This window comes from Myceligenerans pegani (assembly GCF_014892515.1).
Taxonomy (GTDB): Bacteria; Actinomycetota; Actinomycetes; order Actinomycetales; family Cellulomonadaceae; genus Myceligenerans; species Myceligenerans pegani.
The window spans coordinates 19,982-45,646 of record NZ_JADBGR010000023.1 but is presented as its reverse complement, the minus strand read 5'-3'; the positions used below and the strand labels follow the sequence as shown (position 1 = coordinate 45,646).

The 25,665-nt window shown below is 69.9% G+C and carries 22 protein-coding genes and 1 tRNA gene; 8 read left to right on the top strand and 15 right to left on the bottom strand.

The genetic code is table 11. The features are described from left to right. The first annotated feature begins 82 nt into the window (after positions 1 to 82). Positions 83 to 310 (top strand): hypothetical protein, encoded by a 228-nt coding sequence (locus IIE03_RS02045; protein WP_192861056.1) that lies wholly within the window; start codon positions 83 to 85, stop codon positions 308 to 310. A 959-nt stretch (positions 311 to 1,269) separates the two neighbouring features. Here IIE03_RS02045 and mobF read toward each other — a convergent pair. Together mobF and IIE03_RS02035 are read right to left on the bottom strand one after the other, a co-directional pair. Then, a complete protein-coding gene (gene mobF, locus IIE03_RS02040) occupies positions 1,270 to 4,791 on the bottom strand; it encodes a MobF family relaxase (protein ID WP_192861055.1) in 3,522 nt (1,173 codons plus the stop codon). Positions 4,792 to 4,920: 129 nt separating this feature from the next. Beyond that, positions 4,921 to 5,844 (bottom strand): hypothetical protein, encoded by a 924-nt coding sequence (locus IIE03_RS02035; RefSeq protein ID WP_192861054.1) that lies wholly within the window; start codon positions 5,842 to 5,844, stop codon positions 4,921 to 4,923. A 412-nt stretch (positions 5,845 to 6,256) separates the two neighbouring features. Here IIE03_RS02035 and IIE03_RS02030 point away from each other — a divergent pair, with 412 nt between their 5' ends. The 3 genes from IIE03_RS02030 to IIE03_RS02020 are packed head-to-tail and all read left to right on the top strand — an operon-like array spanning position 6,257 to position 10,664. Further along, the gene (locus IIE03_RS02030) at positions 6,257 to 6,511 is read left to right on the top strand and encodes a hypothetical protein (RefSeq protein WP_192861053.1); all 255 of its coding nucleotides are present in this window, start codon (positions 6,257 to 6,259) and stop codon (positions 6,509 to 6,511) included. Positions 6,512 to 6,522: 11 nt separating this feature from the next. Beyond that, entirely contained in the window at positions 6,523 to 9,420 is a 2,898-nt protein-coding gene (locus tag IIE03_RS02025; protein ID WP_318842748.1) for a lantibiotic dehydratase, read from the top strand. Beyond that, complete coding sequence (locus tag IIE03_RS02020) at positions 9,417 to 10,664, top strand: lanthionine synthetase C family protein (protein ID WP_318842747.1); 1,248 nt, start codon at positions 9,417 to 9,419, stop codon at positions 10,662 to 10,664. The genes IIE03_RS02025 and IIE03_RS02020 overlap by 4 nt, the downstream gene beginning before the upstream one ends. 7 nt (positions 10,665 to 10,671) lie before the next feature. Here the strand turns inward: IIE03_RS02020 and fxlM are convergent, their stop codons facing one another. From fxlM to IIE03_RS01985, 7 genes are all read right to left on the bottom strand, one after another. Further along, a complete protein-coding gene (gene fxlM, locus IIE03_RS02015; protein ID WP_192861051.1) occupies positions 10,672 to 11,889 on the bottom strand; it encodes a methyltransferase, FxLD system in 1,218 nt (405 codons plus the stop codon). A 91-nt stretch (positions 11,890 to 11,980) separates the two neighbouring features. Next, a complete protein-coding gene (locus IIE03_RS02010) occupies positions 11,981 to 12,454 on the bottom strand; it encodes a helix-turn-helix transcriptional regulator (RefSeq protein ID WP_192861050.1) in 474 nt (157 codons plus the stop codon). Between the two features lie 198 nt (positions 12,455 to 12,652). Further along, entirely contained in the window at positions 12,653 to 13,030 is a 378-nt protein-coding gene (locus IIE03_RS02005) for a hypothetical protein (protein WP_192861049.1), read from the bottom strand. Positions 13,031 to 13,157: 127 nt separating this feature from the next. Beyond that, positions 13,158 to 13,472 (bottom strand): hypothetical protein, encoded by a 315-nt coding sequence (locus IIE03_RS02000; protein ID WP_192861048.1) that lies wholly within the window; start codon positions 13,470 to 13,472, stop codon positions 13,158 to 13,160. After that, positions 13,469 to 13,744 carry an HAD family hydrolase gene (locus tag IIE03_RS01995; RefSeq protein WP_318842746.1) on the bottom strand — a complete coding sequence of 92 codons (276 nt, stop codon included), beginning with the start codon at positions 13,742 to 13,744 and terminating at the stop codon, positions 13,469 to 13,471. The genes IIE03_RS02000 and IIE03_RS01995 overlap by 4 nt, the downstream gene beginning before the upstream one ends. A gap of 2 nt (positions 13,745 to 13,746) precedes the next feature. Then, positions 13,747 to 14,262: an HAD family hydrolase gene (locus tag IIE03_RS01990; RefSeq protein ID WP_192861046.1), complete on the bottom strand. Its 516-nt coding sequence runs from the start codon at positions 14,260 to 14,262 to the stop codon at positions 13,747 to 13,749. After that, the gene (locus tag IIE03_RS01985; protein WP_192861045.1) at positions 14,259 to 14,666 is read right to left on the bottom strand and encodes a hypothetical protein; all 408 of its coding nucleotides are present in this window, start codon (positions 14,664 to 14,666) and stop codon (positions 14,259 to 14,261) included. The genes IIE03_RS01990 and IIE03_RS01985 overlap by 4 nt, the downstream gene beginning before the upstream one ends. Positions 14,667 to 14,899: 233 nt before the next feature. Here IIE03_RS01985 and IIE03_RS01980 point away from each other — a divergent pair, with 233 nt between their 5' ends. Next, positions 14,900 to 16,363: a hypothetical protein gene (locus tag IIE03_RS01980; RefSeq protein WP_192861044.1), complete on the top strand. Its 1,464-nt coding sequence runs from the start codon at positions 14,900 to 14,902 to the stop codon at positions 16,361 to 16,363. On the opposite strand, the gene IIE03_RS01975 is transcribed toward IIE03_RS01980, so the two are convergent. Next, positions 16,346 to 17,371: an NAD-dependent epimerase/dehydratase family protein gene (locus tag IIE03_RS01975; protein WP_192861043.1), complete on the bottom strand. Its 1,026-nt coding sequence runs from the start codon at positions 17,369 to 17,371 to the stop codon at positions 16,346 to 16,348. The two genes, IIE03_RS01980 and IIE03_RS01975, sit on opposite strands and share 18 nt — an antisense overlap. A gap of 193 nt (positions 17,372 to 17,564) precedes the next feature. Between IIE03_RS01975 and IIE03_RS01970 the strand changes: the two genes are divergently transcribed. Beyond that, positions 17,565 to 18,767 (top strand): M20 metallopeptidase family protein, encoded by a 1,203-nt coding sequence (locus IIE03_RS01970; protein WP_318842745.1) that lies wholly within the window; start codon positions 17,565 to 17,567, stop codon positions 18,765 to 18,767. 144 nt (positions 18,768 to 18,911) lie between these two features. Here the strand turns inward: IIE03_RS01970 and IIE03_RS01965 are convergent, their stop codons facing one another. Continuing rightward, the gene (locus IIE03_RS01965) at positions 18,912 to 19,592 is read right to left on the bottom strand and encodes a hypothetical protein (protein ID WP_192861041.1); all 681 of its coding nucleotides are present in this window, start codon (positions 19,590 to 19,592) and stop codon (positions 18,912 to 18,914) included. A 162-nt stretch (positions 19,593 to 19,754) separates the two neighbouring features. On the opposite strand from IIE03_RS01965, the gene IIE03_RS01960 reads away from it, so the two are divergent. Beyond that, the gene (locus IIE03_RS01960; RefSeq protein WP_192861040.1) at positions 19,755 to 20,279 is read left to right on the top strand and encodes a hypothetical protein; all 525 of its coding nucleotides are present in this window, start codon (positions 19,755 to 19,757) and stop codon (positions 20,277 to 20,279) included. 489 nt (positions 20,280 to 20,768) lie between these two features. Here IIE03_RS01960 and IIE03_RS01955 read toward each other — a convergent pair whose 3' ends face one another. The 3 genes from IIE03_RS01955 to IIE03_RS01945 all read right to left on the bottom strand — a co-directional run bounded on the left by IIE03_RS01955 (position 20,769) and on the right by IIE03_RS01945 (position 22,638). Further along, positions 20,769 to 22,112, bottom strand: coding sequence for a site-specific integrase (locus IIE03_RS01955; RefSeq protein WP_192861039.1), 1,344 nt, complete (start codon positions 22,110 to 22,112; stop codon positions 20,769 to 20,771). Between the two features lie 6 nt (positions 22,113 to 22,118). Continuing rightward, positions 22,119 to 22,373, bottom strand: a complete 255-nt coding sequence (locus tag IIE03_RS01950) for a helix-turn-helix domain-containing protein (protein WP_225997118.1) — start codon at positions 22,371 to 22,373, stop codon at positions 22,119 to 22,121. A 192-nt stretch (positions 22,374 to 22,565) separates the two neighbouring features. Next, positions 22,566 to 22,638, bottom strand: a tRNA-Ala gene (locus IIE03_RS01945). Positions 22,639 to 22,979: 341 nt separating this feature from the next. Here IIE03_RS01945 and IIE03_RS01940 point away from each other — a divergent pair. Further along, entirely contained in the window at positions 22,980 to 24,482 is a 1,503-nt protein-coding gene (locus IIE03_RS01940; protein WP_192861060.1) for a pectinesterase family protein, read from the top strand. Positions 24,483 to 24,539: 57 nt separating this feature from the next. On the opposite strand, the gene IIE03_RS01935 is transcribed toward IIE03_RS01940, so the two are convergent. Further along, the gene (locus tag IIE03_RS01935; protein ID WP_192861038.1) at positions 24,540 to 25,652 is read right to left on the bottom strand and encodes a hypothetical protein; all 1,113 of its coding nucleotides are present in this window, start codon (positions 25,650 to 25,652) and stop codon (positions 24,540 to 24,542) included. Positions 25,653 to 25,665: the final 13 nt, after the last annotated feature.

Below are 25,665 nucleotides of genomic sequence, written 5' to 3'. Positions count from 1 at the left end.
CGGGCACCACCGACCAGCAGGAAAGGACGGTAGGTGCCTCGTTGGCTCAGCCTGCCGCCCTCGAACCCTCACGGAGGCAGAAATGAAGCACAAGATCATCCGCGGCATTAGCACCCTGGCCGCTACCGGCCTGGGCGGTTGGGCTTTTTCCGGCGGCGACGCATGGGTGGCTCTGGCGATCTGGGCAGTCGCCGTTTCGACCGCGCTCGGATTCCTCGCCATCTTCATCCGAATGTCGCAGGAGAAGCGGCGTGACCTCGTCGACCTGTTTCACGGGCGTGGCTCCGAGAATGGGCATTCGAACGAGTGAGCTGGATACGACGTCGCTTTGCTCCCTCCCACCCGATGATTCACCCCGGGCGCTCCGAATACGCACGTTCACCCGGCGCCCCCTGCCCCGGTGGCCGGGGTCGACAAGGAGACACAGGAGATAGGACTGTAAGGCTAGCTCGCTCCGTCGCAGAACCACCATTTGATCAACCCCAACATGCCGATCGCCAGCGCACTTGGGATGACGCGACTCACCGTCAACAAGACGGCATAGCGGAACGTAGTGCCCCAGCCTTCACGTGCAGCAACAAGAATCGGGCTCGTCTGCGGCGACGCCGCGGCGCTCTCTACTCGTGCCTTACGCCCCATCGATTTCCTCCAGTGGGTACCCCTAAGGGACCCACCGGTGAGCGGGCTGCGCGCGCAAGGCCACCTCGGTGGCTCGGAGGTAACCCCACCGACGCCTGGGGCTCCCAACAGGGAGATGGCGTCAGTCTAGATATGAGACATCGATCCAGCGAGCATCGGCGCAAGCGTGTCGCAGCACGACGTCCCACCATCGACGGCTCTCCACCAACGGCGTTCGTCGACAGCGAGGACAGATGAACGTGTAAGAGTTCTGGCTCATCAAGCTCCGAGGTCGAGCTTCAGCCCCCATTGGTGGTGCAAACGCCACCAACGCCTGCGACATGTGCCGTCCACCGTCCAGCTCTCGGATCACCGTCGTCAGCCGCGTCTGTCGGTGTTGTCCCCGGTCGGTACAGACAACAGGGAGGAAGAAGTCGACCTCTCGCCCAGTCGCGGCGAATTCTCGGGGCGACTCAGACCTCACCCGCTCTCCAGGAGGTGGCCAGCCTTCCCATTCATCTATCACCAGGCGAACTCTAGGCAGCGTGGCCCATCATGTGGGTGATGCTCGCCGGGGTGCGCGAGAGGGAACCGGGACCCACAGAGGATGACGGCCGGAGGGTGATAGCTCGAGCATCCTCGCCGAGGAGGTCACAGGTCGACCCCGTAGTCGGCCTCAGGACCGGAACCACCATGCCAATGGGCCGGTGGCGCTGACCACGGAGGCTCGGTGGTGTGCAGGGCTGCTGTAGCTCGTCGGGCGTCGACCGCCTGAATGCCGGTGGCAACAGACTCGACGCCAAGGGAAGCCTCGCTCATGATGTTGTAGCGGTCGCGGTAGGCAGCCACCGTCCGGGCCGCGGTGCGCCAGGCGTGGCGGCCTCGCTGGTCGGCGGGTTCGGGTCCGAGCTGGGTGAACCAGGGTTCGTCGTCGCGCTGAGCGCGGGCAACGAGTTCGTCGGCACGTTGCTCGATGCGCCGTTCGCGTTGCTGGAGCGCCTGCTCGTACTCGGCGGGCATGGGTCCGGTCGCCTGGGGGATGAGCCCGGCGATCCGTCGCGGCTGCGGTGTCAAGCGCGGAGTGAGCCCGTCCGAGCGTCGCGGCCGGGCAGTGGCGTGTGCGAGCCGGTGGTGCAGGACTGCGGCCGGGTCCTCGGCGTCGTCCAGGCTGCGCTGTGCGACCAGGGCAGGCAGGACGGCTTCGACCGTGTAGCCGTCGGCTTCGGCTCGTCGAAGTTCGGCGGTCAGGGCTCCGAACGCGGGCGCGGTGACAACCTGGTCGACCTCGTCCGGTGTGAGGCCGGAGTTGTGCAGGAGCCGGGTCCAGCGGTCGCGTTGTGCGGCGGCGGCCAGGGTTTCGTACTCGGCGGCGAGCCGCGCGATCGTCCCGTAGCGTTCGTGTTCGTCGCGTCGGGTCTGGGTGGCGGCCTTCTCAGCGCCGCTGGTGTGGAGGATCGCGGTGAGGATGGCGCGGGCGGTGGGTTCCTCGTAGTCGTCCGGGGTGATGTCGGCGCCGGTGTCAGTGGCGAGGTAGACGGTGTTGTTCTCCCGGCCGCGGGTCAGACCGACGTACAGGTGTTCACGGGTCATGCCCGGGGCAGCGAGCAAGTGTGCGGTGGCGACGGTGACGCCCTGGGTGCGGTGGGTGGTAATCGCGTACCCCAGGTCCAGGTGCTCGGCGGCGTAGTCGGCCGGGAGCACAACGGTTCTGCCGTACTTCGCGCCGGGCTGGCGGACGACGACGGAGCCGTCGTCGCGGACCTTGGCGACGGTCCACCGGGAGCCGTTGCGCACCCAGTCGCCGCTGCGAGTTCGCAGCCGCCGGTCGTTGCGCCGAGTGATCACCACGTCACCGGCAGAGGCATCCAGGCCGTCGGCCAGCCGGACGGCCCGACCGGCGTCGGTGGCTCCGATGTGCAGGCGTTCAGCGCGGGCGCGTTCGTTCAGCGCGCGGACGGTTTCGGTGTCGGTGGCGACCAGGACAGACGCCTTGCCCTGGGCGAGGTCACCCCGCCAGGCGTCGTATGCGCACTCGATCATCTGGTCGGTCTCGCCGTCGCGGACTCGGTCGTGGGCGAGGTAGGCGCCGACGGCTTCAATGCGGCCGTGGCGCAGGGCGAGGGAGGCGCGTTTCTCCCAGTCGTTCGTGAAGCGGTGCACCTCGGTCAGCTTCGGCACGCCATCCCGGGTGGCGCGTTCTGCGGCCAGCAGACTGAAGGCGCCGCCGGCCTGGACGGCTTGGAGCTGTGCGGGGTCGCCGACCAGAAGCACCTTCGCCCCGGCCGCGGCGGCGTGCGCGGTAATCCGGTCCAGCGAGAACGTCCCGGCCAGGGTGGCCTCGTCCACGATGACGAGCTGCCCCTCCCGGAAGCGTGCCCGGCCGTTGAAGTGCTCGTACAGCCACTTGGCCGTGTTCTCGCACCCGATCCCGAGATCCCCGGCCAGCACCTCGGCGGCCGTGGCCGACGGCGCGAGGCCGGCCACGGAGCCGCGCCCGTGCTGGTGTTCCCACGCGGCGCGCAGGGCGCACATGGTGGTGGTCTTCCCGGCCCCGGCCGGACCGACGAGCAGATCGACCTGGCGGCCCGAGCCCGCGATGCGGGCGACGGCCTCGGCCTGCTCGACCGACACCGACCGCACCGGACGCCCGTCCCGCGACCTGCCGCCTCGTTTCACGATCGCGTGGTCGACGGCGGCCAGATCCAGGGTGGGTGCGGTGCGCGTGTCGGCGCACTTGACCAGGCGTTCCTCCGCATCCAACAGAGCCTGGGAGGTGAAGACGGCCGAGTCCTTTGCCCGGAAGATGCTGGTCCCGTCCGCGCGCAGGAACGCGGCCGGGGTGGCCTCGAAGTCCAACGGCGTCAACCGGACCGAGCCCTCCAGCGCCTGGTCGGTGACGGCCATGGTGACGGTGACGCGGTCGGCGGTGCTGGCGAAGCGCCAGGCCTTGGTCTGCCGAGCAACCTCGGCAACCAGGTTCCAGCGGCGCCAGGTCGACTTCTTGTCCCCCACCGCGATCAACACCGTCGCCGCGACATCGTTGATGACGTCCTGGGGGACATCATCGGCCCGCAGCAACCGCACCCGCCCGCCAGAAGCGACCTGCCTGGCCCAGTCGGCGGGGCTGCGGCCGAGGATCCGGGCGGCGCGGTTGCGCCATGCGCCGGTCAGGTCCGCCAGGGAGCGCTGCACCTTCTCGGGGCGAGTTTCCAGGGTGGCCTGGGCGCGGTACTTCACGATCCGCTTGGATGTCGGCGCGCGGCCGTGGGTGGCGCGGTGTTCGGCGATGAGTTCGTCGGTGCGGGCATCGATCTGCGCCGACCGGCTCGAGAACGCCTCCACCAACTCCTCCGGCACCCCGGCGATGGCCCAGGCCGGATTGCGGTCGGTCCCGCGGCTGCGCGGCTCCCACTCCACGCCCAGTGCACGGGTCAGGCGGTCGGCGACGATCGCTTCGTGCAGCTCCGACAGGGCCACGGTCGCGTCGTGCAGGGGCCGCCCGTCCAGGGACCGCCACCTGCCGTCCAGCACCGTCTTGACCTTGTTCGACACCACCACATGGGTGTGCAGGTGCGGGTCGTTCGCGCGCGAGTCCGGGTGATCGAACGCCATCGCGATCAGACCCGTGACCGGGACCTGGGCGACTGCCCCGCCCTCCCCCGCCGCCCGCACCGCGTTGCCCGCCACCGCCGCGCCGACCCGGGTGGCGGCCAGTTCGCGTTCCATGACCGCGAACACATCCCCGACCGCGCCATGATGAGCTTCCACAATCGCTTCCTGCAGGTCTGCGTCCGCGACCGCCCACAGCGCGGAGGCGGACTTGGGCAGGGAGAACGTGAAGTCGTATCCGGCCACCGCGGTCCTGTTCGAGCCCGGCTCGTAGTCCGGGTAGGAGCGCCCGAGCTTGCCGCCGGTGATCGGGTCGATGCCCTTGCCCGCCAGGCGCGCCATCTGCGCCTCGGTCACGATGTCCCCCACCGCCAGGCGGCCCGCCTTGTCCGAACCCAGGTCCTTGACGCCGGAACCGAGCCACCGGCCCGGCGGGGTTCCGGTCTCGGCGTAGTAGCGGGTCAGCGGAGTCGCCATCGACCGGTCCCCGTCGCCAACCGCGACCGACTCCATGAAGTACCGGTAGCCGTCCCCGGCCGACATCTTCTTCATCGACACCGTCATCCGCTGCCCACCTCCTAGGACGGAGGTGTGCAGGGGGAACCAGGAACTCAGGCCGCGATCTGACGACTTCGTAGGTACGTGCAGACGGGGGATGTCTCCGCCAGTCGCACGGACATGCTGACGTGGACGCTAACCCTGACTCGGTAGGTCAAGCAGTGCCCGGAAGAAGTCGCCCAACATCGCTTGCGCTTCCTCACGATTCACGAGTTCGGCACCACCGAACCGGTAGACCTCATACCCGTGAAGCTGGAGCGTCCGATCCTCCTTGACCATCTCGGCGTACTTTGCTGGCCGAGCGGCGTAGTGCCCGCACGATGCTCGTTCGTGGTCTGCATAATGCTGCACACCGTCCAGTTCGATGACGACTCGACGCCCGTGCGGCAGCAATAGCAGGAAGTCCATGCGCTGTCTTACAAGTGTCCCTCCGCGGCCACGAGCGTAGGGATCGTAGTGCAGATAGACCTGCGGCAGCATTGCCGGTATGTCACCACCATGAGTACCATAAAGTCCACAGTAGGCTCTGAAAATCATTCGTTCTGCCTCGTTGGCAACAGATCCGACAAGACGACCGTAGAGTTGCCTTGCACCGTCCGTATCGCCTGAGCTTCGCAGTACTTGGCGTTCCACCCACCACGACGTCAGCGACGACCACGTCAGACCCGCCTCGCCGACCTCGCGGTCATAGACCAGCACGCGATCCGAGCCATCGGTGATCTCAAGGAGATTTGAGAGCGCATCCCTGATCACGATCGTTGGCTTTGCCCCCACGGCCGCGAAGATGATGTTCTTCACCTCTCCGTCGACGCTCCGAGCTGCGCCAGGATTGAGTAGACGCTCCAGATCGCTGTGTGGGAACTCGTGGTGAACTTGCCGTCCGACTTCGATCAGTTGATCGATGCCCAACCCGCGTAACCGGGCTTTCACATAGACGCGCTTGCTTGCCATCGGATCAGGCAGATCGTCACGCTGTGGCAGTTGCAGATCATCACACTCGTCAGCGAGACGGGGTGCCTTTACGTGGTGCCAGAGCGCCTCGGCGATCGCTTCGCGCATGGCAGCCCTCGTCGGCCCGGTAGGCATCGCGGGCGACCGTTGCAAGCTCGAATGGGTGGTATCGGACACACGACCAGACGCCGGCTGCTGAAGCATCGTAGGAGCATGGCAGCTTCGCGGCCCCGCGCACCAGCATGCGCAGTGCCGCTTGTGCTCCTCGATCTGCAAGAGGCGTGCTGGTGTGGAGGGGAGGAGGGGTCTGGTGGGTGTGGGGAGGGGGGTTGGTGTGGTGGTGTGGGTGGGGTGGTATGTGGGATGGGGGATAGGTGGGTTGGGGGTGGTGTGGGGGATTTGGGGGAAGGGGATGTGGGTGTGTGGGTGGTGGGGATGGAGGGGCGAGATCTGGGAGCTGAGTTGGTCCGTGCCCCCGCCGCGCGTCCGTCATACGAAGTGCCCGGAAGGTGCCCGGTGGATGCTCTGGTTCGCCAGGATCTGCGCGGGTTCGATGGTCGGTGACCGCTGTCATGACCAGCCGAAAGGGCATTCGATGAGCGAGAACGTCGCGGTTCTGGACCGCGCTACGGCCGATCTGTTCGACCTGGATGTGCGGGTCATGCCCGTGCCTGGCGTGCGGGACGCTGCCGATACGGACACGACGAAGGATGGCTGCACCGGGACGGAGTGCCCGAGCTGCACCTGCACGCCGACCTGCAACGCCTGCAAGTAGGCGGCGCGCTGATGGGCCGGCTGCGGACGTACACCTGGGACGAGAGGCTTCCGGTCCTGGCGCGTATCCCGATGCTTCCGGTGAGTCCGGGGGACGCAGAGGGGGACGTCTTGGCCGGGCCGCTTCTTGAAGCGGTGCGGTTCGCTTCTCGTTCCCTTGGCCACGTCACCTCGGCGGACCTGGATTCTGACGACCGCCTCGCGGCGACGGTCCGCGCATACGAGTTGCGGGCTCGTATGCGCGCGACACCGCGCGGGGCGTTCGCCGGTGTCCAGGTCGCCGACGTGGACGAGGGGCCGGCGCGGTTCGCCATGGGCACGGCCCACCGGGCACGGAGCATGCCGTCATCGGCTTGGCTGGGCGCTCTGGCAGCGCGGCTCGTTCAGGAGCCGGGAGTCCTGCCGCGTCTGCGGTTGACGTCGAACAACCTGATCGTGAGACGCGGAGACCGCTACGAGAACGAGCAGTCGGCCGAGACGACGTCGTCGGCGCGTATCACTCTGCGCGCGACGCCGGCCGTCAGCCTGATCCTGGACGCGTGCCGGAACGGCGCCAGTCTCGGTGACGTCGTCACGACGGTGACCGTGCCGTGGCCGCAGGCTCCCGAGGAGCTGGTGCGCGAGACCGTGCTGGAAATGGTCCGGCGAGGCCATCTGCTGACGGATCTGCTCCCCGGTGACGTCGCCGACGATCCGCTGGGACATGTGTTGTCGCGGCTTCCTGTGGATTGTGAGCTGGCCGAGCCCTTGTCCGCGCTCCGTAAGCGGCTGCACGAGGCGGACCTGTACCCGCCGGGCGATCCGGAGCGGGTCGCCGCGCTGACGGCGGCTCGCGATCTGTGCGACACGATCGCCCGCCATGAAGGAGCGATCACCGTGGACGTGGTGGCCGACGCCGATATCCGCCTTCCGGCCCGGCTGGTGCGCGAGGCGGCGGATGTGGCCGGGCTGTTGTGGAGCATCACGCCCACGGAGACCACGCTGGACTCGTACCATGCCCGGTTCGTCGAGAAGTACGGCACGAGCAGGCGTGTTCCGCTGCTCGACGTCGTCGATCCCGTCGTCGGCCTGGGTGACCCCGAGGTCGACCTGAACCGGGGGCGCGAGGAACCCGACCGGCGCCGCATGCGGGTCCTGGCGGAGCTCGTGGCTACCGCCGTGGCCGATGGCGGGTCCGAGGTCGTTCTCGACGACGCGACCGTTGCCGCGCTGCGCGTTCCCGATGATGGGGTCCGGCCTGCGCCGGGTGGTGAGCTCTACGCCCGTGTCGTCGCGGCGTCGGAGGAAGACCTTGTCGCCGGGCGGTATCGGCTGGCGGCGTACTTCGGATGCACCGCGGATGCCGGGTCGAGCGTCGGCCGGTTCGCGTCGCTGCTGCCCGGCGAGGTCCGGGGGCTCACGCACGACGAGTCATCAGCACTGGCGGAGGTGGTGGTTCGTCCTCGCTCGTCGCGACTGGACACGGTCGCTGTGCCGACCGGCTTCGCCTCGATGCGCATCGGCGTCGGCGTGGAACCGCAGCCCGGCGACCTTCCGCTGGACGACCTGGAGGTCGCCTCGGACGGTCACCATCTGAGCCTCTGGTCGCGTGCCCTGGATCGGCAGATCACTCCGGCGTTGTACTCGCGGATCGGGTCGGCGTACATCCCACGGGTCGCGCGGTTGCTGCGGCTGCTGGCGAGGTCCGGTACGCGGCCGTGTCATACCTGGTCCTGGGGCGGGATGTCCGAGGCGATGTTCCTGCCGCGTGTGCGGTGGCGGAACACGATCGTGTCGCCGGCGCGGTGGCGGCTGCCCGACCTGCTGCTGACCGCCGCCCAGGTTCCCTCGCGCTGGAAGGTCGAGCTGGATCGCTGGCGGTCGACGGCACGGCCACGTCTTCCCAGGACGGTGCTCGTCGAGAACGGCGACCGGTTCGTGCCCCTGGACCTGGACGACGGGCGCGACCGTGAACTGCTGCGCCGCTACACCCGGCGCGGAACGGACCGCGTCGCTGAGCTGCCCGGCGGCCCGGACGCGGTGCAGGGCGTCGTCCCCGGCCCCGACGGCCGGCATGCGCTGGAACTCGTCATTCCCCTTCGGGACCATCGAGCCACCGCGAAACCGCGGCAGCATCCGACGCCGAAGCCGACGCCGTCGATGTCGGCCGAGCGGGTGACCCATCTGCCCGGGGGCGAGTGGCTGTCGTGTGTGGTGGCAGCACCGACCGCCTATCACGACGAACTCCTCGAGCACGTCGGTGAGCTGGCAGGGCGAGTCCGCGACGATGTCGACCGCTGGTTCTGGCTCCGCTACGACAGCCCCGGCCACGGCCCGCATCTGCGACTGCGGTTCGCCGGGAAGCCCGAAGCCCTCACCGGTCGCGTCCTACCTGCGGTGTCCGACTGGAGTGCGGTCCTCATGAGCCAGGGCCTGGTCGGCACGCTCGCGCTCGAACCGTACGTGCCCGAGATCGACAGGTACGGCGGGCCCCGCGCGATCGAGGCGGCCGAGCATGTCTTCCACGCCGACGGCGACAACGTCCTTGCGGCCTTGGCGGGATCGCGTGACGAGGACGATCGGCTGATGCGCATCGCAGCGTCCGCGGTCGAGATCACCCGGCTCGTGGCCGACGGCGACCTGGATGCGCTCGGGCGTCCACGCCTGGACAGGACGGCACGACGTCGCGTCAACACGCTCCGCGCCGTCGCGTCCGCCCAGCCGGTCGGTCTGCCCGAGGACGAGCGCGAGGCGTGGGTTCGACGGGCCGCATCGTTGTCGGCCTACCGGTCGGTCGTCCCCGTCTCCCGCCGGGCGGACTGCGCCTCCTCGCTCATCCACATGCACGCCAACCGCATGGGCGCCGACCGCGCCACCGAACGCATCGCCCGGGCACTTGCCGTCCAGATGCTGGCGAAGGAGAGCCGGTGAACGCGGGTGCAACGGCGATCGGTGTCGCCGATCGCATGCTGGATCCGGAAGTGGTGCTCGCTCATGTCAGACCGCGTGCGGCCGCCTCGCTCGCGGACGGCCTGCCGGGAACAGCCCTGCTGCACGCGCGGCTGGCGAGCGTAGACCCGCGGTTCGTGAGAGCGGCCGGCGCGCACTGGACCCGAGCGGCGGAACTCGCGCGGCGCACTCCCGGTACCGGCGGCATCTACGCGACCGTCGGCGGCTTGGCCGCCTCGCTGGTCATCGGTTCGCCGTACCTGCCCGATCCCGAGATCAACAAGGCTGCGACGGAACGCGCCGTGCGCTGGATGGCGGCCTACGCCGTCGCCGTTGCCGAGCAGCACGACGCGTTCGTGCAGTCGGGTGGGACCGGCGCGCCCTGGCACGTCTATGACGCGATCTCCGGTCTCGCTGGCATCGGGCGCATACTGCTGGCCGTGTCCCATGAAGGCCACCCGGACGCGGAGCGGGGACTTCACGCCGCACTCGGCACCCTCACCGGAGTTCTCGTTGAGCCGCCAGGACGACGCCCCGGCTGGTGGACCGCGCCAGACCAACTCTCCTCGGCCACCGGAACAAGAGGAACCGAGCCCACCGGGACGGCGACCACCGGCCTCGCCCATGGCGTGGCCGGACCCCTGGCTCTGCTGGCTGCCTCCATCACCGCCGGCTACGCGGTCTCAGGGCAGAGAGCTGCGGTGCGGCACGCCGCGAACTGGCTGCGCGACTGGCAGTCGGAGGGCGCCTGGCCGCCGTACGTGAACGGCGACGAACTCGACGCCGGCCTGGCCGCACCCCGGCTCGGACGCCGGGCCGCGTGGTGCTACGGCATCCCCGGGATCAGTCGCGCTCTGATGCTGGCCGGTGACGCCCTCGACGACCCCGCCGTCACCGCCGTCGGCTCGGCTGCTCTGTCCAGCCTGGCCCACCGGCCCGAGGTGTGGGATGCCGAGGGGCTGACGTTGTGCCACGGGCAGGCCGGGGTGATGCAGTGCGCCGCCGGGCGGGACGACGTCGTGGCGGCCGTCGCGGCTGCCGCGCTGGAACGGTTCACCGAACCGGGCAGGCCCTTCACTTTCGCCCACCACGACTACGGCCAAGCCCACGACAACCCCGGATTCCTGACCGGAGCGGCGGGCGTCGCTCTCGCGCTGGCCGACCGCGCCGGCCTTCCCGCCGCTCCCGTCCAGACCAGGTGGGACGCCCTGCTGCTGGTGTCCTGACCGGCCGCTACACCGTCGTGCGCACGATGAACGTGTTGTCCTTCTTCTCGACCACCACCAGGATATGCCCGTCCCCGGTGGGCGCTTCGTCGTCCCTGGCGAACGCCTCGATTGTCAGATCGACCCGGTCACCGGCCTCGTTCTCCCAGGCGGTGATCCGTTCGACGACCTGAGCGGCGAGGCTCTCGCCCTGCGGCCCGAGTCCGCAGACGCCGACTTCGAAGATCGGCATCTCATCGGTGCCGCCGGTCCGGCGTGCCGTCAGGTAGGCGATCGTGCCGCCCGAGAACGTGCCCCAGGAACCGCCCCACATGTCCTTCGGCCGTGGCAGCTGTCCGGCGGCCACGGCCTCGGAGTTTACGAAGACGCGGCAGAAGCCGGGCAGGCTGGCGAGCCAGAAGTCCACGTTCTGCGTCCACGCCCACGGCCTGGTGATGCCCGTCCACACGATGTGCGGCTCGCTGTCCAGAACGTCGGCCAGGGCGTCGGCGTCGACCGGGCGTTCATCGTCGATGGACAGGGTCAACTCGCGGTCCGGACCGATCGGGACCTCTTGCTCGGGGACCGCACCGATGCCCTTCATCGGGATGAACCCGTCCTCGTGGGCGGACACGCTGCGCAGGCCGTGGTCGGAATGCTCGAACGCGACGACGCGGGTCAAGCCGTTCAACCGCAGCGGTAGCACGAGCCGGCCGCCGGGTGCGAGCTGTTCGCGCCAGGCCGGTGCGACGTCCCAGGCTCCGGCGGTGACCAGGATGCGGTCGAACGGGCCGTCCTCCGGCGCGCCGAGGGTGCCGTCCCCGGTGATCACTCGCACCCGGTCGGCGCCGTAGGCGGCCAGTGCGGAGCGGGCGGCGTCGGCGACCTGCGGGTCGTACTCGATCGTGGTGACCGCACCGTCGGGGCCGACCAGGTGGTTCAGCAGGGCGGCGTTGTAGCCGGTGCCCGCCCCGATCTCCAGCAACCGGTGACCCGGGCGGACCTCGGCCTGTTCCAGCATTCCGGCCACCGTGCCCGGCGCGGAGGCCGAGCTGGTCGGCACGCCCTGCGCATCCCGGTGCGTCACCACCGGCCCGGAGCCGTAGGCCCGCTCCAACGGGACCCCTGGCACGAACACGTGTCGCGGCACCGTGAGCATCGCCTCGGCGACGTCGTCGGCGATCCGTTCCCGGAAGCGCTCCAGCATTCCGGCCCGCAGCGAAGCAGCTCGTTCTGTCGTGTCCACGCGTCGAGGCTACGAGCCGGGGCATCGCGACACGCCCGTGAACCGGCGACATGCGCGAGATGCCTGCCAGATGCCTGATCCGGCCGGAGGACTATGCGATGCCCACAGCGGGCATCGCGTCGTCGGTACCGTCGTCGGGCGTCTCCACGACGTGGAGTAGCCGGGTTGGTTCGGCAGCGCCGCCTTCTCCCAGGAGCACGTCGAGTTCGGTCCGTGGCACGTCCAGGGCGCGGCACAACGGGGCGCGCGCCCAGAGTGACGGCGCGGTGACGCCTCTCTCCCATCTGCCGACGGTCGAGGGCTGCACACCGATCTCGCGAGCCAGGCCCTCTTGGGTGAGGCCCATCTCGTACCGCCGCCGGGCCAGACCAGGGCGCCGGCCGGCTCTCGATGAGTCGCCTGTGCCAGCCGCGCTCGAAGGTGTGACGAGGCCGAGTTCGGCCGCAGTTCCGGCGTCGACGACGATGATGACGGCCCGCGCCACGGACTCGCCGATGAGCTCTTCGAGACGCTGGGGCAGGCGGTCGACGATGCGGGGCGTGCGATTCGTTCCCGTGCTGCGCATGCTTTCCTCCGCGTTGTCGGTGGTGCGAGGCGGTGCGGGACGTGGGCCCGTAGCAGGCCAGGGCTCAGGGCGTGGGTCCTGGCCTGCTACGGGGTCGCCCGCCAGGGGTGGCGGGCTTGCGGCCGGACGCCAGGCGGGAGGTGCAGGAAGGGAAGGGACTTCCTGGGGGTGCGCGCCCGGCCGCAAGTTCTCGGGGAGTCAGATCGGATGCTGCTCGCCTGGCCGCTTGGAGTGTCTACCGCGGGCGGCGTCGAAGTCGCGGCGTGGCATGACCCGCTCGAACACGCCACTGGCGGGCGCGCTCGGAGCACCGAGCACAATGCATTGCGCACCGACGCCAGCGAGTTCCTTCTCCAGCTTCGTCCGCGCGGCCGACAGCAGCGCATCGCCGGGCAGGATCACCACCTGGGCGCTCTGGTCCGCGGCGTGCTGGGTGAGCTGGCTGATGGTGGCCGCGTCGCGCCCGTCTTCGACGACGTGCGCCAGCAGGTAGCCGTGGTTGCGTGCGTGGCCCTGTACGACGGCGAGCTGCGCGGCGTCACGGGCGTAGCCGACTGCGACAGCGTTGGAGGCCATGGCCATCCCTTCCAGGTGCGAGCGAGCGAGTGGGTCAGTGCCACCGAAGCCGGACCAGGCAAGTCACGACGAGGATGGCGGTGTAGATGAGGATCAGGACGCCGGTGAGCATGGGGCCTCCCTCGTGTCAGGGCCGGACGACGGCGGAGTAGTGGTAGGACTGCAGCCGGTTCCTGGCGTGATGGCGCGGCGGCCGGAACTCGGCCAGCCGGGCGGGGCCGCGTGCGTTGCAGCGCGACTCCTTGTCGGCCGGTTCGCCGTCGGCGATCCACAGGCACAGGTCGTCTCCGACATGCCGCAGGCGGATCTCACTGCCGCACGAGGAGCAGATGCCGGCCTCGCCGAGCCGGGCTTCGTAGCCGACGGGGACTTTGGCCGTGTGCGCGGCAAGCACCCTGGTGAGCGGGTCCGTCGCGCGCGTCTCGCGGGCTTCGACGCTCATCGTGTCGCCGCCAGTGCCAGGACGGGCACCACGCCGTCTTCGGCCAGGGTCCCGGTGACGTGGTCGGCGGCCTCTTGGACCTCGGACGGGGCATGTCCCATCGCCACGCCGTGGGCCGCCCAGGTCAGCATGTCGATGTCGTTGCCGCCGTCGCCGACCGCGATCGTGCGGGTCGCCGAGACCTTCTCCGTGATCCGCACGCGCTCCAGCGCGGAGGACTTGGAGACGCCGCCGGGTGTGACGTCGACCCATCCGGGATGCGGAGTGTTCACGGTCAAGCCCATGGCGCGCAGGTCGTCGATGAACCAGGCCGCGGCGTCACCGACCAGCGCCAGACGCGGGGTGGGGGCCGCCCACAGTCCTTCGAGGTTCGAGGGCTGCCGTACGCCCGAGAGCTCGTCTGACGTGAACGGGTCGCTGACCCGGTAGCCGTGACCAGGGACTCGGCGGCCATCCGCAGGCGAGCCTTGGGCGACAGGAACCGCACGACCCGTTCGGCGTCGACCGCGTGCCGCTCCACGATCCGCGCCTTGCCGCCGCGGACCCGGGTGGTGACCGCGCCGTTGGAGGTGATGAGCCAGCCGTCGCGCATCCCGAGCTGCGCTGCGACGGGGAGCGCGCCGGCGAGGGATCTGCCGGTGGCGAGGACGACCACGTGCCCGGCGGCGAGCACCTCTGCGAGTGTCCGGACCACAAGTGGGACGGGCTTCTGTCCTGTCTCCAGGAGTGTCCCGTCGATGTCGAGTGCCAGGAGATACTGCCCGGCCGCGTCGTCGCGTTCCTGTGTCATTTCTTCTCCTCGTGGGTGGTGCGCGTGGCCGTCGGAGCTGACGCGTCGGTCGCGGCGTCCTGCTGCCTGTCGCTGAGGCTGTCGGGAGTCTTCGGAGTGGCCGGGGTGGAGTACAGGACGTACCGCACCGCCGGGATGCCTCCGGGTCGTGCCCAGCCGGACCACGCGCGAGAGCCGGGGGCGAGGCGCTCGGCCTTGCTGGGGTCCTCGCTGAGGCCGTGGCGCTCGGCGAACAGCGCGGCGCCGCGCTCCTCCACGGCGTGGACGGACACTTCGACGTGCCCTGTCTCGTCTCCTTCGCCGGGCTCGATGCTGACCGAGACCTTGGAGACCGCCACGTCGGCCTGGTAGCTGGCTTCGAGCACCAGGATCGACACGTCGGTCATGTGCTGTCTCAGGACCACCGGCGATCTCCTCGGGTTGATCGGCTATTGCGTGGCCTCAGCTTTCCTGGAGAGCGGCCGCATCGACCCCGGTGGTCCTGCAAACTGTGTGAAATGCAGGAACAGCGGCCTGACCTGCGGCGACACATGAGATTGGGCAGGAATTTGTAGGGCCTGCAATTTCCTGCATTCGACCTACCGTTCGCCCGGGGGCCTGGATACCGTTGAGCACCAAGACGGCGGAAGGTGCGCGGATGGCTCGGAGCGAGAAAGCCGGACGGGACGCCTTCCGGGCTGCCCTTCTGGAAAGCGGAAAGAGCTGGCCGCAGATCGCCGTCGCGATGGGAGAGCGATACCGCGTCCGGCCACGCACGGCTTGGCGGCTCGCGCTGGATCTGACCCTGTGGCAGGTCGTGCAGCGCTACCTGGAAGTCAATCCCGGGGCGAAGCTCGACAGCAGCCGTGTCTCGCGGTGGGAGTCGTGGCCGATCGGCAGCGGCGGCACCCGTCCACGGGTGGAACACATCATGGGGCTGGCCCGTGCCTTCGGGCATGGATGCACGGTCCGTGACCTGATCGACGACGCCGACCTGGCGCGCTACACGCCCGCGGAACGTCAGGTGCTCGAGGCCGCGACCCTTGACCCTCCCGTGCTTGGCAACGGGCTCGCCAGACGAGCCCGGAGCCCTCAACTCGGCGTGGCTTCCGAGACGGTCCGAGCCGCGGCGGCGCAGGCCGCCCGTGAGTCCTGGGACCATCTCGCGTCCATCGCCATCGCGATCGACCCGATAGGAATGGAAATGTTGCACGACCAAGTCCGCGACCTGTCGCGCGCCTACACCTCGACGACGCCCGTGATCGTGCTCGAGCAGGCACGTCGCACCCGGAACCTGGCGATCCAGATGCTCGACCAGACCAAGGTCCCGGCCCAGCAGATGGACCTGTATCTGGCCGCCGGTATGTCGTGCGCGCTCCTTGCAAGCAGTTCGTTCGACCTCGGCCAGTCCACCGCCGCCACCGCGCAGACGCGCGCCGCCCTGCGGTACGCCGACCTGTCCGGGCACAGCGGGCTGCGGGCATGGAGCAACGGCTTCGCGGGACTGCTGGCCTACTGGGACGGGCGTCCCGGCGAGGCCGTCGAAGCGATCGAGGCGGCGCTCCCGCACGCACCCGGCGGTGCGGCCACGGCACGACTGCAGGCGATCCGCGCGCGTGCCTGGGCGCTCCAGGGAGAACAGCGGCAGGTCACCCGGGCGCTCGGGGCCGCGGACGAGGCGCTCGGTTCAGGCGCGACCGAAGAACTGCATGACGAGTTCGGTGGCGAGTTCGGCTGGGACCAGCACCGTCACGACATGTGCGCCGGAACGGCGCTGGTCCAGGCCGGCGACCCACAGGCCGCGGCCGAACGGCTGGCCGTCATCGTGGACACCGACGGCTCGCGGGTCGCAGACCGCGCCCGGGTGGACCTGGCATCGGCCCGGCTCGCCGACCGCGACCTCTCGGGAGCGATCGACGCCCTGTCGCCCGTGTGGTCTACACCCGTCGACCAGCGGCGATTCGGACTGACCTCACGCCTGGACGGTCTCGCTGCCACGCTCGTCGATAGCACCTGGACAGACCACGCCCCGGCCGGGAACCTGCGCGACCAGATCGTCACGTTCAACGAAGAGGCCGCCGCCCACCGCGCCACCCTGGCCGGACTACCGGGCGCGGAATAGGTCGTACTGCTCCAGCAGCTCCGCTTCCCTGGCCGGGTCCATGCCATGCTCTGCCTGGCGTGGGTGTGGAACCGGCGGATGCTCCTGGAAGTCGGCCCACGTGTCGGCCACCGTCTCGCGCAGGGACCGGCAGTGCAGGCCCGCGTCGGCTGCCTTCTGGCCCGAGACGGCCCAGGTTCCACGCGGTGTGCGCCACAGCGGGATCTCCGTCCACTCCCGCACCCCCTGCTCCAGCAGCCACTCCGGCTCGCCCCACACGAGTTCCGCAGTGCCTCCGGTGACCTCCAGGCACGCGTCGATCAACGCTCCGTAGTTCCGTTCCGGCTCCCTGGGCGCGACCACGTTGTATGCGCCTTCGTCGTGAATCGCGATGCGGTTCAGCACGAACCGGGACACGTCGCGGACGTCCACGGGCTGGATCTGGTCCGACGGCGAACCGCCCAGCAGCCACCGCCCGCCGCGCTGCGCGCGCTCGAACAGCGACAGCATCCGGCCCGTGTACTCGCCCGGGCCCAGGATGACGCCCGGACGGAAGATCAACGTCCCCAGCGGCGCCGTCCCGGCCGCGAGCTCGCACCCGGCCTTCAGGATCCCGTACTGCGCCGGGACCGACTGCGCTGCGATATCCGGGTCCGTCTCGGCAGCGTCAACCCGTGAAGGCCACAGGGGCGAGTCCTCCTCGACGGGCTCGTGGGGCCAGTCGCGATGGGCCGAGACCGACGACAGCAGCGCATACTTCCCGGCACTCGTCCCCAGCGCGTCGAGGACCGCGAGAACGTCGGCGGGCTCGTAGACGGAAGTGTCGATCGTCGCGTCCCACGGGCCCGACTCGACCAGGCGTGCCAGGTCGTCTTGGTTCCGACGATCGCCGCGCACGTGCTCCGCGCCCTCCGGGGGCATCCCCGACCGTCCGCGCGTGAACGTCGTGACCGTCCACCCGCGCGCCAGAGCATCGCTGACCAGCGCACGCCCGAGAAACCAACTGCCACCCAGCACGAGAATCCGCATAAATCGATCATGCCGCACGTCGGCTTCGAAGGTCGATCCGGACGGGACCCGTGTCCGGATGCCCAACCTGCTGCGACGGCTGCGGCCGTATCGCTGTCGTCCCGGGCGAGGCTCGCAGAGGTCTGGATCGCATGAGGCTCGACACCTCCGGGAGACTGTCACCACACCCCGACACATCCCCCGGAGGAGCAGCGTGGGCTTCGTTGAGGACGCGGCACTGATCCGTGACGACCTGGTCGCTCTGCGACGCCGGATCCATCAGGAACCGGAACTCGGGCTGCACCTGCCCAAGACGCAGGCCGCAGTCCTGGAAGCGCTGGACGGCCTGCCGCTGGAGATCACCACCGGCACGCGCCTCAGCTCCGTGGTCGCCATCCTGCGCGGAGACAACCAGGAAGCGCCCGGCCCCACCGTCCTCCTGCGCGGAGACATGGACGCCCTACCCGTCATGGAGAAGTCCGGCGAGCCATTCGCCTCCACCACCGGGACCATGCACGCCTGCGGGCACGACCTGCACGTCGCCGGCCTCGTCGGTGCCGCCCGCCTGCTCGCCGCGAAGAAGCATGAGCTGCCCGGGAACGTCGTGTTCATGTTCCAGCCCGGCGAGGAAGGTCCCGGCGGCGCACTGCCCATGATCGAGGAAGGCGTCCTGGACGCCGCTGGCACACCTGTGGACGCTGCGTTCGGCATCCACGTCTCCGGCCTCTACGACAAGGGGCTGTTCCTCACCAAGCCCGGCCCCGCCTGGGCCGGCGCCAACATCCTGCGCGTCACCGTCCACGGCAGGAGCGGGCACGGCTCGTCCCCATGGATGTCCCTCGATCCCGTCCCGGTCGCCGCCGAGATCGTCACCGCCCTGCAGTCCTACGTCACCCGCCGCCACGACGTCTTCGATCCCGTCGTCATCACCGTCGGCCAGTTCCATGCGGGCACCGCACCCAACATCATCCCCGCCACCGCCGAACTCGCCGCCACCGTCCGCACCCTCTCCCAGGCGACTGTCGAACAACTCTCGGCCGAGCTCCCCCGCCTCATCCACGGCATCGCCGCCGCGCACGGCGCCACCGCCGACGTCGACTTCCAGCCCGACTACCCCGTCACCGTCAACGACCCCGACATGTGGCACTACGCCAAGACCCTCCTGGCCCATACCTTCGGACCCGACCGCGTCCAGCAACGCGACAACCCGATCATGGGCGCCGAAGACTTCTCCTACATCCTCGAACGCGTCCCCGGATGCCACATCCTCCTCGGCGCCCGCCCCGACGACGTCCCCGCCGAAACCGCTCCCTCGAACCACTCCGCCGTCGTCCGCTTCGACGACTCCATACTCGGCGACCAGGCCGCAGCACTCGCAACGCTCGCCAGCCAGACGTTGGCAGGTCGGGCCGGGTGAAGCACCCCGGTGTGTCCCGCGAGCGAGCGAGGCGCCACGTTCCCAACGAGATCAGTCGAAAGGGCCCACAGGGCCGGGCAAGAACCGCGCTGTCTACGAACCGCTGCTGAGCCGAACGGCAGGCAAGATGGGCCCGTCAGGTAGCTATTCCGGGATGGCGAACCGGAACTCCCCACCGCTGTCACAGTGCGCGTACTCCACGGGGATCGTCAGGATGTTGCGACCGTGCCCATCGGTCACCAGCGTGTATCCGGCAGGCTCGTCGCCCTGCCGACTGTTCGCGCCAGGACGCGAACAGCCCTCGTTGAGGAAGGTCTCGTCAGTGACCTCGGTGTACAGGAAGGGACCACCGATGTACACGTGCCAGTACGTGTCATGCAGCGCGTATTTCTTCCATACCAAGACCTGCCGGCCCATCGGACGGTCCGGAGCGTCCACGATTTCGTACGAGCCCTCCATCCCGAGCGATACGAGCAGCCCTGCGAACCCGGTCACCACGACCGCAACCATGGCGCAGGCGATCAGGAACAGGGCCGCCAGCGTCGCGGTCACGAACTCGTACCCCGAGACAAGCCATCGCCACGCTGCCGCGAGAAGGCCCACCACGCCAATGACGCCGACGCCCAGGAGGACGAGCACGAACGTCAGGTCGGTGACACCGGCGACCACGAGCCTCTGGCCGGAGCCCTGACTCCAGAGGAAGAGCGCCACGGCCGCCGCATAGCCACCCACGGCGAGCAGCAGCGACCGCGTCGGACCGACCCAACCGCGACGCCTCTTCCTGTCGGCCCTCGTGTCGTCGAACTCCTCTCTCGCCTCTGTCACGCGCCACATTCGACCATCCACATCGCGCACGACCGGTTGTCATCACCAGTCCCCACCGAGTCTCTACATCGCCCTAACCAATCGAACCCGGCAGGTGTCCGCCGGAGGCTGCGCGCCCTTCCCACTGGCGATCTGATCTGGCGTGGATGGCAGACTCCGGCCATGGCAATCTTCCGGCGACGCACGCGACGCCCCTCTGCGAACGCGGCCATGGCCCAATCTCCAGACCCGGCCTTCCGGCTTGGATCCCTCCGGCTCTACCAGCCCGACGACGAGCTGAGCGTTCGACTGCCGGACGGCGTCGGCGAAGTTGCCGCCTATGCCCAGACCTTGGCCTGGACGTGCAATGAGTTCCTCAACCAGCTCGAACAGGACCACGGGTCATTGGGGATCTTCATCGCCGTTGGCGTCAAACCGTCGCGCCAAGTCCGGCTCTGGTGCGAGCAGGTCGGTGGCACGCTGCCGGAAGGTGCCTGGCCCGTGCTCACCGAGCTGCTCGACGGTGCGGGTGCGGCGGTGCGTCCGCAGGTCACCGCGCCGGTCGCGTTCGCGTTGGAGGGCTTGGTCGGCGATGGCCCGTCGACCGGGTTCCCCGAGTATCCACGTGCATGGGTCGACGGAGTGGCGAAGGCCGACGAGCACGTGAGCGTGCCCGACGGGCTCTTCGGCCTCGTCTTCACTGACTGATCTGCGCAGCCTCGTTCGCGAGCACGAACTTATTAGGGCCCACGACGCGCTCACCCGCCGGAACGCGGGTCGCCACGCCGGTCCAGCAGGACGAACATCGCGGATCGTTGACGCCGCATCGAGGGCCGCGCACGATGGACGGGAAGACAAGGGCGACGCCCCGCCGGACAACCAGCGGAGGGAACCCCCAGGATGATTCGGGCGGATCCGGTTGTGTTGAATCAACACCACCGGAGGAACCAGGCAAAGTTGCGGCGCTCCGGGTAGCGAGCCCCGCAGTCCGGCTGAGCCGCGAGGTTCTTCCTGCCCGCGGAGAGTGTCGCGCCCCCGAGGGGGACACCATGGGGGACATCCCGGGGGACATCCATCCCTAACCTCATCTCAGGTCCCGCCCACGAGCTGAACGGCCCAGTTCGATCGGAGGGACAACGCGGACGCTGACGGTGGTGCCGAATTGGCACCACCGTGCGAGCAGGCATGACGCTCTGGCTACCAACCGGACTCGTCCGGATCGGCGACCGCCACCGCGACGCTCACCCGCCCCGCCACAGGCTCCCGCTCCGCCTTCCCGGACACAGCGCTCCTGGCCTCCTCCTCGCCGATCTCGATCATCGCCTGCAGCACCGCCGACGTGTCCGGCGCCAGTCGCAGCCGCTCGATGTAGTGCCGCTCGGTCACCCCGGTCCCGATCTTGTGCCCCAGCAACGCCGACGCCTCGGCAGAGCTCATCCTGCGCGCCACGAACGTCGCGACCGTCGACCGCAGCAGGTGCGGATGCACCTCGCCAGCCATACCCGCCAGCTCCAGGGCGGCCCGCAGCATGCGCCGCATATTGTGCGTCGTCACCGGGCGACCCACGTTCCGGCCGTCCTTGAACCGCCGCGAGGCGAACACCGCCGTCTGCGCCGTCGTGACCTCCGGCCGGATCGCCTTCAACGAGGCGACGACGAACGGCGGCACGATGATCGTGCGCTCCCCCGCGTCGGTCTTCGGCATCTCCTGCCGCACCGTGCCCTGCCCCTTGATATCCACCATCGTCGCCTCGACGGCGACCGTCGGCAGCCCGTCCGGCGACAGGTTCACCGCGCCCCACTGCAGGGCCATCACCTCCCCGATCCGCATGCCGGTCCCGAGCATCAGGTCGACCGCCGCGGGCAGGTGCCCGCGCGGCTTCGGCCCGGGCTTGCCCCGACGGACCTCCTCCCACGCCCGCACGGCGGCCCGCAGCCGGTACACGTCCGTGACGGTCAACGCCTTCGGATCCGGCTTCCTCGGCGCCGGGGCCTTCGTCTTGCGCATCGGGTTGTCCCGCAACGCGTCATGGATCACCGCACGGTCCAGGACCTGGTTCACCGCGCTACGCACCTGCGACGCGGTCGTCACCAGGTCGAACTTCCCGTCCTTGCCACGCTCGACGATCGAGTCCAACAGCCCCTGGCACACCGCCGGAGTCAGCTCGTTCAGGCACCGCTTCCCGAGCCTCGGCACCGCGTGGTTCCCCAGCAACCGCTCGTACTCGTCGATCGTCTGCGGCCGGATCGGCGGACGCGGCCAGGTCGCCCGCACCCGCATCTCGTTCACCCACTCACGGCACGCCAGCCCGAACTTCGAGGTCGGCGTCAGCGACTCCGAGCCCTTCGGCGCGTTGAGGCGTTCGGTGATGCCCTCCTGCACCCGCAGGCGCGCGGCATCCCGGTTCGACGCGCTCCGCGACACGGAGGTGTAGTCACCGTCCAGCAGGCGCAGGCGCGCCCGCCCGCGCCAGGAGCCTGTGCTCGTCTCCTTCAGGAAGATCTCGCCGTGCTCGCCCGGCTTCAGCATCTGCTTGCCCATGGCGGATCACCACCCTGACCCGTCAGCGTCGCTGTGACCGGCGTCGTCCATCCGGTCGGCGTGCTCGGCCAGCCACGCGCGCACGTCGGGCTCGGCGAACAGCAGGTGCCGGCCCACCCGGTACGCGCGCGGACCACGCCCGCTCTTGCGCCAGGTGTGCACCGTGGCCGGCGTCGTACGCAGGAACGCGCACAGCTCGTCCAGCGTCCACAGGGGCGCGCTGCGGTCCATCGGCCCCTCGGGTGAGTGCGTCGTGCTCATGCCTTCCAGGTGCGCCTGGCGCCCCTGGCCGCGAGCGCCATCGTGGGCAACTGCGGCCAACGGTCGGCACCCCAACCGTGTCACGAACCGTGTCATCGTCATCGCATCGTCCCTAAATGTCCGATGCCCTGCGAGCTCCCGTGAGGGCACGAAAAAGGCCGCTGATCTGCGGATCAGCGGCCTTTCACCGGGTGGAGCTAGGGGGATTCGAACCCCCGACCTTCTCATTGCGAACGAGACGCGCTACCAACTGCGCCATAGCCCCGAGTGCTGGAACAGGTTAGCACCCCACCTGACCAGGTCCGCAAATCAAACCGGGTGGTACGCGCCACACCGGGCACCGCGACCGCAAGGTCAGCGACACGACCACGGGCTTGGCGACAGGCGCTCTCGACCGACGCCCGAGAACCTCGTGGCCGCGACGCCAACCTCTTGGCCAAGGCCCCAGCGGCCACCCAACCCACAACGCCTTAACCGTTTAATCCGCCGCACCTCCCTTGCCGCCTGAATGTCCGTTTACTACGTTGTAGAGCCTGTCGCGCGGCCATCAGCACTCGTCCGGCCCGCGAGCGCCGAGCCCGACGAAGGAGTTGGATCGTGAAACGCATGCCTCGACGCGCCAGAAACGCCGTAGCCGTCATCGCCGCGGCAGCCCTGACGGCCGCCGCCACCCTCACCGCGAGCACTGTCGCCCGCGCCGACTCACCCACGGCGGGCAGCACCTACACCCTCACCGCCGGCCACACCGGCATGTGCCTCGACGTCTCCGACGCCTCCGACGACCCGGGCACGGTCCTCCAGCAGTGGGGCTGCGCCGAGGGCGCCGCCTGGCAGCGGTTCCGCCTGATCGACGCCGGGTCGGGCGCGTTCGAGATCGTCAACGCCGACAACGGCCTGTGCCTCGATGTGGCGGGCGGTTCGACGGCGATCGGTGCCGAGGTGCTGCAGTGGTCCTGCAAGGGGTCGGCCTGGCAGCACTGGACGCTGGTGGAGGGCAGCGAGGGTGCCTACCAGGTCGTCAACGTGCACAGCGGCCTGTGCCTCACGGTGCGGAACGGCTCGACGTCGTCGGGCGCGCAGACCGTCCAGGGGCAGTGCACCACGGCCGACGACAAGAAGTGGCACTTCACCACGGCCGGCGGGGGAGGCAGCGGGAACGACGGCGAGTACACCGTCGCCGCCGACGGCACCGGCACGTACACCACCGTCCAGGCGGCGATCGACGCCGTCCCGGCGGGCAACACGCAGCCCGTCACGATCACGATCAAGCCGGGCACGTACCGCGAGACGGTGATCGTGCCGTCGAACAAGCCGTACGTCTCGCTGATCGGCGGTGGCAGGGCCGCGGACACCGTCATCGTGAACAACGTGAGCGCGGGCCAGGCGGGCAGCCTTCGAGGCAGCGCGACCGCCGTCGTCCTGGGCCACGACTTCTTCGCCGACAACCTGACGATCGAGAACGACTACGACGAGGCGGCGAACGGGCAGTCCCAGGCCCTCGCCCTCTACCTCAACGCGGACCGCGCGGTCCTCGACGACCTGCGCCTGCTCGGCGACCAGGACACGTTCCTCGTGAACAACGACGCCCGCGCCTACGTGAGCGACACCTACATCGAGGGCACGGTCGACTTCATCTTCGGGGGCGGGATCGCCGTCTTCCACCGCTGCCTGATCTACGAGAAGCGCTCCACCGGCGGTCCGATCACCGCGGCGAGCACCCCGGCCGAGAACCCGTACGGGTTCCTCTTCTACCGGTCGGAGATCAGGGGTGCCACGGACGGCACCACGCAGCTGGGCCGCCCGTGGCGGCAGGGCGCCCAGGTGGTGTACCGGGAGTCGGAGTTGTCGGCGACGATCGAGACGGCTCAGCCCTGGATCAACATGGGCGACGCCACGTGGCAGAACGCCCGCTACTTCGAGTACGCCAACACCGGACCCGGCGCCACGGAGAACAACAACCGCCCGCAGCTCACGCCCGCCCAGGCCGCGAACTACACCCCGGAGCGGTACCTGGCCGGCGACGACGGCTGGGACCCGATCGACCGGTCCGGCGCGGACATGCCGGCGATCCTGTCGGCGAGCGCGGGCCCGCAGCCGTCGATCGGCTGACGTCGCGGCTCGCCGACGGGTCATCTCCCCGCCGGCGAGCCGTTCCCGCGGAGCCGGTCAGCCCGCCGCTCGGCGGCGCGCCAGGATCTGCTCCAGCGGCTGCGCGAGCGTCTCGTCGCGCACGCGCGGCGTCGGCCGCATGAGTTCCTCCTCGTCGGGGTGCATCGCCGTGTCCGACGACGGTGCGGGCGCGTGCTCGGTTCCTCGGCCGTCGGCGACCTCGGCGCCGGGCCGCACATGCTCGGCCGGTCGCTCACCCGCAGGCCGCTCACCGGCGGACCGCTCACCGGCGGACCGCTCTGCAGCAGACCGCTCAGCCACCGGGTCACCCGACACCACCGGCTTCCCGGCCGACGCCCGCATGGCGGCGGCCAGCCGAGCCGAGGCCTCGTCGGACCTGCCCGCACGGCTCGTGCCGTCGGCCCGGCCCGCACCGGTCTTCCCGGTACCGGCCCGGCCCGCACCGTCCGTCGCCGCACCGTCCGTCGTCTTGCCGTCCGGCACCCGCGCGGCGGCGGGTCTCGCCGTCACCTGTGGCGCCGGCGGCTTCGTGACGTACGTCGGCAGGGGCACCGGGACGGGGGCCCAGGCGCCACCGCCGACGCCCGCGCCCTCCTCGCCCGCGGCGCCGTCCGTCGCGCCCTCGACGGCCGGCGCCCCGCTCTCGTCCACGATCTTCGCGGACGCCGGCTCGGGCACGGTCAGCAGTTCGTCGAGCACGCCACCCTTCTTCGCCGCGGGCACCACCTCTTCGGTAGCGCCCGTGACCCGCATCCGGTTGCGCGGCGCGTACGGCCCCCCGTTCGCCAGCGCACGCGCCTGCGTGGCCCGCTGCCGCGCGGCACGTCGCGCCGCCTCGATCGCGTCCTCGGCCCGGCGTGCCCTGACAGCCGCGCGCCGCCCCAGCGCCAGGGCCACCGCCAGGAGCGCGGTCGGCGCCACCGCGACGCCCCAGTGCACCGGGACCGCGACCACCGCCGCCCAGGCGGCGAGGAAGGTCACGAGAAGGAAGAGGGTCAGCACGAACCGTCGTCGGGCACGAACGGCCCGGCGGGCACGCTGCTCCGCCAGCGCCCGGCGCTGTGCCGGGGTCTCGACGTCGTCCGGAGTGCGCACGAGCGGAGCCGGGCGCGCGCCGGTCAGGCGCGAACCATCGGTCCCGGTCGTCATGGCTCCTCCTCGC

What these genes read in the sequence shown, in the direction of transcription:
- IIE03_RS01975 (WP_192861043.1), bottom strand. Translation starts at nt 17,371, where the DNA reads ATGCGGATTCTCGTGCTGGGTGGCAGTTGGTTTCTCGGGCGTGCGCTG.
- IIE03_RS01935 (WP_192861038.1), bottom strand. Translation starts at nt 25,652, where the DNA reads ATGACGACCGGGACCGATGGTTCGCGCCTGACCGGCGCGCGCCCGGCT.
- IIE03_RS01990 (WP_192861046.1), bottom strand. Translation starts at nt 14,262, where the DNA reads ATGACACAGGAACGCGACGACGCGGCCGGGCAGTATCTCCTGGCACTC.
- IIE03_RS01950 (WP_225997118.1), bottom strand. Translation starts at nt 22,373, where the DNA reads ATGAGCACGACGCACTCACCCGAGGGGCCGATGGACCGCAGCGCGCCC.
- IIE03_RS02035 (WP_192861054.1), bottom strand. Translation starts at nt 5,844, where the DNA reads ATGCGCGAAGCGATCGCCGAGGCGCTCTGGCACCACGTAAAGGCACCC.
- IIE03_RS01980 (WP_192861044.1), top strand. Translation starts at nt 14,900, where the DNA reads ATGGCTCGGAGCGAGAAAGCCGGACGGGACGCCTTCCGGGCTGCCCTT.
- IIE03_RS02000 (WP_192861048.1), bottom strand. Translation starts at nt 13,472, where the DNA reads ATGAGCGTCGAAGCCCGCGAGACGCGCGCGACGGACCCGCTCACCAGG.
- IIE03_RS02045 (WP_192861056.1), top strand. Translation starts at nt 83, where the DNA reads ATGAAGCACAAGATCATCCGCGGCATTAGCACCCTGGCCGCTACCGGC.
- IIE03_RS01960 (WP_192861040.1), top strand. Translation starts at nt 19,755, where the DNA reads ATGGCAATCTTCCGGCGACGCACGCGACGCCCCTCTGCGAACGCGGCC.
- IIE03_RS01940 (WP_192861060.1), top strand. Translation starts at nt 22,980, where the DNA reads ATGCCTCGACGCGCCAGAAACGCCGTAGCCGTCATCGCCGCGGCAGCC.
- IIE03_RS01955 (WP_192861039.1), bottom strand. Translation starts at nt 22,112, where the DNA reads ATGGGCAAGCAGATGCTGAAGCCGGGCGAGCACGGCGAGATCTTCCTG.
- IIE03_RS02005 (WP_192861049.1), bottom strand. Translation starts at nt 13,030, where the DNA reads ATGGCCTCCAACGCTGTCGCAGTCGGCTACGCCCGTGACGCCGCGCAG.
- IIE03_RS02010 (WP_192861050.1), bottom strand. Translation starts at nt 12,454, where the DNA reads ATGCGCAGCACGGGAACGAATCGCACGCCCCGCATCGTCGACCGCCTG.
- mobF (WP_192861055.1), bottom strand. Translation starts at nt 4,791, where the DNA reads ATGACGGTGTCGATGAAGAAGATGTCGGCCGGGGACGGCTACCGGTAC.
- IIE03_RS02025 (WP_318842748.1), top strand. Translation starts at nt 6,523, where the DNA reads ATGGGCCGGCTGCGGACGTACACCTGGGACGAGAGGCTTCCGGTCCTG.
- IIE03_RS02030 (WP_192861053.1), top strand. Translation starts at nt 6,257, where the DNA reads ATGCTCTGGTTCGCCAGGATCTGCGCGGGTTCGATGGTCGGTGACCGC.